This window comes from Arthrobacter sp. ok909 (genome assembly GCF_900104405.1).
Taxonomy (GTDB): Bacteria; Actinomycetota; Actinomycetes; order Actinomycetales; family Micrococcaceae; genus Arthrobacter; species Arthrobacter humicola.
In genome coordinates this window covers 238016-246925 of record NZ_FNJS01000003.1, presented here as the reverse complement: position 1 = coordinate 246925, position 8910 = coordinate 238016, and the positions used below count along the sequence as shown (strand labels likewise).

7 protein-coding genes and 1 rRNA gene are annotated in these 8910 nt (G+C 66.7%); 2 read left to right on the top strand and 6 right to left on the bottom strand.

From position 1 onward, the window contains the following. From BLR03_RS04560 to BLR03_RS04545, 4 genes are all read right to left on the bottom strand, one after another. Window positions 1–158 (bottom strand): 16S ribosomal RNA (locus BLR03_RS04560); the annotation flags it as partial. Between the two features lie 514 nt (window positions 159–672). Then, entirely contained in the window at window positions 673–1986 is a 1314-nt protein-coding gene (tyrS, locus tag BLR03_RS04555) for a tyrosine--tRNA ligase (RefSeq protein WP_091249977.1), read from the bottom strand. A gap of 109 nt (window positions 1987–2095) precedes the next feature. After that, window positions 2096–4324, bottom strand: a complete 2229-nt coding sequence (locus BLR03_RS04550) for a HelD family protein (RefSeq protein ID WP_091249974.1) — start codon at window positions 4322–4324, stop codon at window positions 2096–2098. A gap of 150 nt (window positions 4325–4474) precedes the next feature. After that, entirely contained in the window at window positions 4475–5032 is a 558-nt protein-coding gene (locus BLR03_RS04545) for an adenine phosphoribosyltransferase (RefSeq protein WP_091249970.1), read from the bottom strand. 136 nt (window positions 5033–5168) lie between these two features. Between BLR03_RS04545 and BLR03_RS04540 the strand changes: the two genes are divergently transcribed. After that, the gene (locus BLR03_RS04540; RefSeq protein ID WP_091249966.1) at window positions 5169–5786 is read left to right on the top strand and encodes a GNAT family N-acetyltransferase; all 618 of its coding nucleotides are present in this window, start codon (window positions 5169–5171) and stop codon (window positions 5784–5786) included. Here BLR03_RS04540 and BLR03_RS04535 read toward each other — a convergent pair. Both BLR03_RS04535 and BLR03_RS04530 read right to left on the bottom strand, forming a co-directional pair. Beyond that, entirely contained in the window at window positions 5783–6460 is a 678-nt protein-coding gene (locus BLR03_RS04535) for a hypothetical protein (RefSeq protein ID WP_091249963.1), read from the bottom strand. The two genes, BLR03_RS04540 and BLR03_RS04535, sit on opposite strands and share 4 nt — an antisense overlap. 51 nt (window positions 6461–6511) lie before the next feature. Then, the gene (locus BLR03_RS04530) at window positions 6512–7294 is read right to left on the bottom strand and encodes a DNA-3-methyladenine glycosylase (protein ID WP_091249960.1); all 783 of its coding nucleotides are present in this window, start codon (window positions 7292–7294) and stop codon (window positions 6512–6514) included. A gap of 100 nt (window positions 7295–7394) precedes the next feature. On the opposite strand from BLR03_RS04530, the gene BLR03_RS04525 reads away from it, so the two are divergent. Then, window positions 7395–8885 carry an AlkA N-terminal domain-containing protein gene (locus tag BLR03_RS04525; RefSeq protein WP_091249958.1) on the top strand — a complete coding sequence of 497 codons (1491 nt, stop codon included), beginning with the start codon at window positions 7395–7397 and terminating at the stop codon, window positions 8883–8885. Window positions 8886–8910 lie beyond the last annotated feature (25 nt).

The window sequence follows — 8910 nt, the reverse complement described above, 5'->3', positions numbered from 1 at the left end:
GTTTCCCAGGCTTATCCCAGAGTTAAGGGCAGGTTACTCACGTGTTACTCACCCGTTCGCCACTAATCCCCGGTGCAAGCACCGGATCATCGTTCGACTTGCATGTGTTAAGCACGCCGCCAGCGTTCATCCTGAGCCAGGATCAAACTCTCCGTTGAAGTAAAACAAAAACGAACACACCCGGCACCCCCGGGAAAACGGGAGAAACCGGCTGCACAAAATTTGAAACCAGCTGTAAAAACCAGACCACACCACGGGGTGGCGCAACCTGGCAAAACAACCAATCCATAATAAATTGGTATCAACAAACTTGGCACACTATTGAGTTCTCAAACAACAGACACATTCGAATACTTGTCGAAACAATTCATTTCAATGAATTCTTTTATTTCGCTTTTCTTCGCTGCGATGTTTACAGCTTATTTCATTCATTTCCACTTTGCAAATTCGCGATTTTCATCCGAATTTCACTCTGTGGAGCGAATCCGCCCAGCAGAATTGAAGCAATTTTCATTATCCGCGCCTAGCGCATGAAGAATTGCTTCTCATTTGTGGGGGTTTGTCTCCGCTCAGCGGCGGCGACTCAGAAAACAATACACGCTCCTCCCCGGACGTGCAAATCAGCCAGGAAGGAGCGTGCAGCTTGCGTTCTCAGTACGGACCAGCAGCGGATCAGGGCGCCGCGACCTCCACCGTTGCCAGGTTCTTCTTGCCCCGACGCAGGAGCAGGTAGCGCCCGTGCAGCAACTGGCTGGCCGCAATAACGGCGTCGGGGTCGGAGACCTTCGCGTTGTTCACGTAGGCCCCGCCCTCCCCCACGGTCCGGCGGGCGGCGGACTTGCTCTCGGATAGGCCGGAAGCAACGAGCAGTTCGATGATGCCCAGACCGCCGGCGTCCACGGTGGCGGACGGCAGCTCGGAGGTTGCAGCCTTGAGGGTCGCTTCATCCAGCACGGTCAGATCGCCGTTGCCGAACACCGCGGCCGACGCCGCAATGACCTTTTCCGTGGCGTCAACACCGTGGACAAGAGAGGTCACCTCGTATGCCAGTTTCCGCTGGCCCTCGCGAGCGAACGGCCGTTCGGCGACCGCCAGCTCCAGTGCCTCGATCTCCGCACGGGTCAGGAACGTGAAGACCTTGAGGCGGGCCGCGACGTCGGCATCTGCCGTGTTGAGCCAGAACTGGTAGAAGGAGTACGGGCTGCACATCGCCGGATCCAGCCAGATCGCGTTGCCCTCGCTCTTGCCGAACTTGGTGCCGTCAGAGTTGGTGATGAGCGGCGTTCCCAGGGCATGGACGTGCTTGCCCTCAACCTTCCGGATGAGTTCAGTGCCGCTGGTGAGGTTGCCCCACTGGTCCGAGCCGCCGGTCTGCAAGGCGCAGCCGTAGTCGCGGAACAACTGGAGGTAGTCCATGCCCTGCAGGATCTGGTAGCTGAATTCGGTGTAGCTGATGCCTTCATCCGAGCCAAGGCGGGAAGCGACGGCGTCCTTGCGGAGCATGGTCCCGACCCGGAAGTGCTTGCCGACGTCGCGCAGGAAGTCGATGGCGCTCAGCGGCGCCGTCCAATCCAGGTTGTTGACCATCCGGGCGGCGTTGTCGCCCTCGAAGCTCAGGAAGCGGCGGACCTGCGCCTGCAGGTAGCCCACCCACTCCGAGACGGTGTCCTTGGTGTTAAGGGTGCGTTCCGCCGTCGGACGCGGATCCCCGATCAGCCCCGTGGAGCCGCCGACCAGGCCGAGCGGCTTGTGGCCGGCCAGCTGGATCCGGCGCATGAGCAGCAGCTGGACGAGGTTGCCCAGGTGCAGGCTCGGCGCGGTCGGATCGAAGCCGCAGTAATACGTCACAGGCTCGCCGGCGAGGAGCTTCTCGAGCTCCGCCTCATCCGTGGAGACGTGGACAAGGCCGCGCCATTTCAGCTCCTGCCAGATATTGGCGAAGCTGGGGTCGTTCTGCTGGGCATCGAGATTATTTAGCTGGGACACGGAATCTAAGGTAGCAGGATCAGCACATCCGCATCGCAGGTGACGCCCTGCCGGCCGGCAGCTCCGCGCCGCCGTCCGGCAGCCGTACAGCGCGGCGGCCGGAGCGGACCTATTCCTCGATGCCGGCGGGGACGCCGGAGGCGGCGATGAGCCTCAGGCGTTGCGTGGGCCTGGTCATGGCCACATAGAGGTCGCCCACCCGGCCGTGCTCATGGTTGAGCATGTCCGTCGGTTCCAGGACCACGACGCCGTCGAACTCCAGTCCCTTTGCCTCGCGGGGGCTGATAACCACGATGTCCTGCGCGTAGCTTCCCGCACCGGTCCCGACGCGGTGCCCGTACACGGCCCGGAGTGCAGCGCTGGCTTCCGGGAGAAGCTCGCCGTCGGCAATGACCGCCAGCAAGCCACCTTCGATCGCGTCCAGTTCCTCCGGCAGCACCTCGACGAGCTTCGTGACGATCTGGCCCTGGTCCACGCGGTCGATCACCGGCGCCCAGCGTCCTTCCCGGACGGCCTTCGGCGCGGAAACCACCAGGCCGGCCGCGTTGGCCATCCGGGCGGCCGCCTCGGCGATCTGCGACGGCGTGCGGTAGTTGACGGTGAGTTCCTCGAGCTGCCAGCGGTCGCCAAACATGGGGGCCAGCGCGCTGTGCCAGGAGTTGGCGCCGGCGACTGAACTCGTCTGGGCGATGTCGCCGACGATCGTGAACGACTTCAGCGGGCAACGGCGGACCAGCAGCCGCCACTGCATGGGCGACAACTCCTGCGCCTCGTCCACCACAATGTGCCCGAAAGCCCAGCTGCGGTCCGTGGTGGCACGCTCGGCAGCGGTCAGCCGCGTCTCGCGCTCCTGGTTCTGGTCCACGAGGTCTTCGGCGGTGACGAGGACATCCACCCCGGCGGTTTCCATGTTGACCAGAGTCTGCTTGGCGTTGGCGAGATCGCGGGCGCGGTCCTGTTCCTGCTGCGCCAGTCCCCGGCCTGCGGCGGCATCAAGCTCGCCGAGCAATTCGGCGGCCTCGTCGAGCAACGGGACGTCAGACTCCGTCCACGGCGAACCGGCCGGGCGGAGCAGCAGGGCGCGTTCCTCCGGGGTGAGGTTCGGGGTGCATGCCTCCAGAATGGCCGGTTTGCTCAGCAACTCCCCCACGAGCTTCTCCGGGGTCATCGGCATCCAGCACAGGTTCAGCGCGATCCGGACATCTCTGGCTGACCGGACATCCTCCGCCAGGTAGGAGCGGTCGGCGTTGTTGCCGATGTTGCCGGCTTCCACCAGCTCCGTCATCTGTTCGGTCAGTTCGCGGAGCAGGATCTTGACGAAGGAGACGCGGGCCTCGTTGTGCGGCTTGCCCGTGGCCCGTGCCCTCTCCTTGGCGCGGCGGACCTGCCGCGGCGTCAGGATCAGCTTGCGCCCGTCGACCTCCAGGACGCGGTTTCCGGCCGGGATGCGCTGCCGGTTGGTGACGGCGTTGGCCACCACTTCGGCCATGTCCAGCCGGCCCTTGATGGCGGCCACGGCGGAGTCCGGCTCGGCCACGGCGGTGATGCCCGGCATGAGCCGGCCAAGGCTCGCCATGACGACGCCAGTCTCGCCCAGCGAGGGCAGCACACGTTCGATGTACTTCATGAAGGACGACGTCGGCCCCACCAGCAGGACGCCGGCGCTCTTGAGCCGGTCCCGGTGCGTGTAGAGCAGGTAGGCCGCGCGGTGCAGGGCGACGGCGGTCTTGCCGGTGCCCGGTCCGCCCTGGACCACGAGCGCACCGGAGATGGAGGAACGGATGATCCGGTCCTGCTCGGACTGGATGGTGCCGACGATGTCTGACATCCGGCCGGTCCGCTTGGAATTCAGGGCAGCCAGCAGGGCGCCTTCGCCCTGGAGCGAGTCGTTGTCGGCGAGCATGTCGGCGTCGAGCACGTCATCCTCGATCGCCTTGACCTCACGGCCCTGCAGGATCAGGTGCCGGCGGCGACGAACGCCCTGCCGGTCAAAAGCCGTGGCCTGATAGAAATGGCCGGCCTCGGGCGCCCGCCAGTCCACCATGAGCCGCTGCAGGTCCTCGGTGGTCAGCCCGATGCGGCCGATGTACTGGGCCTCCCCGGAGTCCAGGTCCAGGCGGCCGAAGACAAGGCGGTCATCGACGGCGTCGAGCTGGGCGAGACGGTCCTCGTACAGGGCCGCGAAGGCATCGCGTTCGGAGACGTTTTGCATGGTGCCCACGGCACCGGCACGGCGCACCTGGGCCAGCTGGGTGCGCTTCTCTGCCCGCAACTCATCGAGTCGGGCGTAAAGGCCGGCCACATAGTCGCGTTCATGGGCCAAATCAGCGTCGTGCATCGAACGTTCCCCTATCGAAAAAGACAGACCCACCATTCTACAGCCATTTCGGCAGACTCAGCTTTCGCCGGTCTGTCGAACAGTGCCAAGGCAGTCTTCGTCAGGGAATTCTACCGACACGTCCCGAATGGTCCAGCCCCGGACCTCCCGTTAGAGCCGTAACAAGGATCGGACGTTGTGGCCGGTCAGGGCCGCGCGGCCGCCCAGATCGTCTAGTTCCATGACCACGCCGACGCCGGCCACGTGGATGCCGCAGCGCTCAAACAGCCGTGCCGCGGCGCCGAGCGTACCGCCGGTGGCGAGGACGTCGTCGAGGATCAGCACACGGCTCCCGGGCGCCAGATCGGTCGTATGCAGCTCAAGGGTGGCGGTGCCGTATTCCAGGGCGTAGTCCTCGGAGACGACGTCGCGCGGCAGCTTGCCCGCCTTCCGGACGGTGATGACGCCGGTCCCGGTGGCGTACGCGGCAGCGGCGGCAAGAAGGAAGCCGCGGGCTTCCACCCCGGCGACGGCGTCGAACTGGCCCTTGAACGGCTCAACGAGGGCGTTGACCACCGCCTTCAGTGCCGTCCCGTCGGCAAACACCGGGGTCAGGTCCTTGAAGCTGATTCCGGGTTGGGGGTAGTCCGGGATGGTGGCGCAGAGGCTGTCGATCAGCTCGTCCACGGGCTTTGCTGGCTTGATCTGGTTCGGCTCGCTTGGATTCACCCATCCACCTTACTGGCTGGTAGCCACGCGCCGCCGGGCCTGCCCCGTGCCGGGCAACCTGGCGGTCACCGAATGTTCACCTCGGGGGTGCCGGATTCCACCGTTGCGTCCACTCCCGCGGTGATTGAATGCTCCAATGCGACACGAAATCGTCCTCTCCGGCCATGGCGTCCACGTGGTTCCGCTTGCCCCGGAGCATGCGAAAGGTCTCTTTGATTTTGTGGATTCCGGCATGTGGGCGGGCATGGCGGCGCCGATGCCCGGGACCAGCGGCGAACTGGCGGCGCTGTTCCAGTCCCGGCTGGACGATCCCGCAACCATCCCGTTCGCTGTGACGGACGGGCGGACCGGCGCCCTCCTTGGCACGACGTCCCTGTGTGACTACGTCCCCGCCCAACAGCGCCTGGAAATCGGGGGAACGTTCTTCGGGCGGCAGTTCTGGGGCAGCCACATCAATCCCGCGAGCAAGCACATGCTCCTCGCCCACGCCTTTGAGGTACTGGAAGTCCACCGGGTGGCGTTCCGCTGCGACGCCCGCAACACCCGGAGCGCGACGGCGATCGAGCGGCTCGGCGCCCGCTTCGAGGGGATACTCCGCGGCCACCGCGCAGCGCCCGGCGGGGGCCGTTCGGACACCGCCGTGTTCTCGATCCTCTCGCCGGAGTGGCCCCAGGTGCGCGAAGACCTCAGGCGCCGGCTTGCTCCGTTCGCTGTCGGAGGTGACTGCGCACTCCGCGCCTTCGCCGGTCCCTAGGAACCCCTAGGCCCAGGCCCTGGCCCTGCATCTGCACAGGACGTGCCCCCGGCATCGCTGCCCGGGTCCGGTGAGCGCAGGAGGTCCTGGGCCAGCCCATAGGAGACGACGTCGAGCGCCTTTCTGAGCGCGTGCTCGGCATGGAACCGTCCGGCCGCCACAGTGCTCAGCCGGGGGTAGTCCTCCGCCCAGCCGGACCGGCGGAACCTGTCCGCGTCGCCATGCAGAAGCCGCCCGTAGAGCACGTCCTCGAAGAGGTCATGGGCATCATCCTGATCATCCGGGGCGAGTCCGGACATCAACTTCTGGCGGCCCCGGATCATCCCGTCGGTGAACAAGGTGGCCGCCTGATCTGCGCCCTCGGTTATCCGGGCGTCCGCCGCGTAATTGCACAAACGCAAGGCCCGCACCACGAGTTTGAGCGACACGTGTTCATCCGGAACGATGAATTTGCGCAGCAAGACCGCGCGGAAGAGCTCGATCCAGTGCATGCGCTCCCCCGCTGCAGGGTCGACGGAATCGACGAGTTCATCTGGCTCCGCCGGCTCCATCGGGACCGGACCGTCACCTGCGGAGAACAGCTCAACCATGCGGAAGTACTCGGTGGCCAGCTGCGCAAAGATCTGCAGGCGTTCGAGCTCGCTGCTTGGCTTTCCGCGTTTTCCCTCGCCCATAATGCTTCATCATGCCGCACCGCGGGTGCCCGGCATCAGGGGTCCCTTCGGCTACCCGTTCCTGGCGTTTGGCGCTTTGGCGGCCTTGTAGCGGGACACGGTGGGGTCGCCGCTGAGCCAGAACCGCCACGGGTAGTCGTGGCTGCCGCCGGCGCCGGAGACGCCGACGCGCGGACCCGAGCTGATGTCCGCGGCGGCCGGGCCCGGCGGGTTCCCGGGCAGCTCCAGCCGGAAGGGCGCCACGAGGGCGTCCCGCCCGCTGTCCGCCGTCGTCAGCCCCAGCGCGGTGGCAAGCCGGGCGGGCCCGCTTGCGAGGTCGTTGTCGGATTTCGACGTCGGTCGCCTGCTCCTGGCCAGCTCGTGTCCCGCGACAACTTCGCCGGCCCGCAGCAGCAAGGCCGACGCCGTGCCAGCCGGTCCGCAGACGATATTGGCGCAATGGTGCATCCCGTAAGTGAAATACACGTAGAGATGGCCGGCCGGGCCGAACATCGGCGCGTTACGCGCCGTTTCGCCGCGGAAGGTATGGGAGCCCGGGTCAGGGTGCAGTGAATCATGCGGGCCGAGGTAAGCCTCCACTTCGGTGATCCGTATCGAGACGGACCCGTCGCGCCCGTTATGCGTCAACACGGCTCCGAGAATCAGCGGTGCCACGTGCCGGGCGTCCGCCGAGAGCAGCTCCCGGAGCGACCCGGCCGCGCCGGGAGCTGACCCAGCCCCTGCCCCAGGGTCCGCGGCAGTACCAGTCCCGAGCTCGGCGCCGGATACCGAACCCGACACTGCTCCTGCCCCGGACACGGCACCGGACCTGGCGGGAAGCGGGCTGGACGTCATGCACCGACTTTAACAAACGCCCGCCGGACACTGAACCGGCCGCCACGGCCGTGTCCGAATTCCGCTAGCAGGTGGTCGGCGAAGCTGGCAGGATGGGGTCATGGACTTCTGGCAGCGCTACCGGGCCATCGACGCCCGGGACACCCGATTCGACGGGCAGTTCTATACCGCTGTCCGGACCACAGGGATCTACTGTCGGCCCTCTTGCCCAGCCCGGACCCCCAAAGCGGACAACGTCACGTTCTATGAAACCTCGGCCGCCGCGCACGAGGCCGGCTACCGGGCCTGCAAGCGCTGCCTGCCGGAGGCCGTGCCCGGCACGCCGGCCTGGAACGTGCGCTCGGACATCGCCGGCCGCGCCATGCGGCTCATCAACGACGGCGTGATCAACCGCGACGGCGTAGAAGGGCTGGCGGCCCGGCTGGGTTATTCCTCGCGCCAGCTCAACCGGATCCTGAGCCATGAACTCGGCGCCGGCCCGCTGTCCCTCGCGCGGGCCAGCCGCGCCCAGACCGCGCGCACCCTGCTGGTCTCCACCGGGATGAAGGTCTCGGACATCGCCTTCGCCGCCGGATTCAGCAGCGTCCGCCAGTTCAACGAGACCATCGGCGAAGTCTTTGCCATGACGCCCTCCGCCCTCCGGGCCACGGCCCGGCATCACCGTGCCCCCGCTGCCACCACGGCGCTCACGCTCAACCTTCCGTACCGGGAACCGTTCGATCCCGGCGTGTTCGACTTCCTCGCGGTCCGCGCCATCCCCGGGATCGAAGAAGGTAGCTCGAGCTCCTATGCCCGGACCCTGCGGCTGGCCCACGGCGATGCCCGGTTCCGGGTGGAGTACGACGCCGGCGCGGCCGGCCGTCCGCTGGTACTGACCATCGGCGCCGTCGACCTCCGGGACCTGGCCTCCCTGCTGAGCCGGGTCCGGCGTCTGCTGGACCTTGACGCCGATCCCGTCGCCATCGACGCCGCCCTCGCGGCCGATCCCCGCCTTGCCACCGCCGTGGCACGCACGCCGGGCATGCGGATGCCTGGCGCCGTAGACCCCCAGGAACTCCTGATCCGGGCCATGATCGGCCAGCAGATCACCGTGGCGGCCGCGCGTACCGCTCTGGTCCAGCTCTCCGCGGCCGGAAGCGAGAGCATGGTGCCCGCAGACGCTCTCCACCGGCTCTTCCCCACGGCCGCCCAGATCGCGGAAACAGGCTTCGAACTGCTCCGCGGCCCGCAACGCCGCATCGACTCGGTCCGGGCGGCGGCCGCGGCAATGGCCTCGGGGGACCTGGACTTCGGCTACGGCGATGACGTGCACGGGCTCGAAGACAAACTCTTGCCGCTTGCCGGCGTCGGGCCGTGGACGGTGGGATACGTCGCGATGCGGGTCATCGGGGCCCCGGACGTGTTCCTGGCCAACGACGCCGCGGTCCGCAATGGCATCCGGTCCCTCACACCAACCACAGTCGGCACCGCTCCGTCCCCCGATTTCCGTGAGGTGAGTCCCTGGCGCTCCTACGCCACGATGCACCTTTGGCGCGCGGCAGCTGCTGCCCAGGCCGCGGCGCGCACAGCATCTCGCACTCGGTCACAGTGACCGCCGCAGACTCCGAAGAAAGCGA